The organism is Mixta tenebrionis (genome assembly GCF_006517625.1).
In the GTDB taxonomy this organism is placed as follows: Bacteria; Pseudomonadota; Gammaproteobacteria; order Enterobacterales; family Enterobacteriaceae; genus Mixta; species Mixta tenebrionis.
On the sequence record NZ_VHQI01000068.1, the window covers coordinates 1 to 347 of the forward strand.

Annotated in this window: 1 protein-coding gene; it reads left to right on the forward strand. The window is 44.4% G+C overall.

The window, feature by feature from the left end; genetic code table 11:
- Nucleotides 1-347, forward strand: a 347-nt coding sequence (locus tag FKM52_RS21565) for a type I restriction endonuclease subunit R, EcoR124 family (protein WP_425462658.1), incomplete at both ends; no start/stop codon positions are given.

Sequence of the window (347 nt, forward strand, 5' to 3'; positions counted from 1 at the left end):
AGTATCGACAGTGAAAAAGAGAAAAAAGCCTTCGTCAAACTGTTTGGTGAATATCTGCGGGCAGAAAACATCCTGCAAAACTATGATGAATTTGCCACGCTGAAAGCCCTGCAGAAGGTTGATATTAGTGACCCGGAAGCGGTAGAAACCTTTAAAGCAGAGCACTATGTGGATGATGAAAAATTTGCTGAATTACAAACCATTCGTCTCCCGGCAGAACGTAAAGTTCAGGACTATCGCTCAGCATACAATGATATCCGGGACTGGCAGCGACGCGAAAAAGCATCAAACGACAGGGATAAATCAACCACAGACTGGGATGACGTGGTGTTTGAAATTGACCTGCT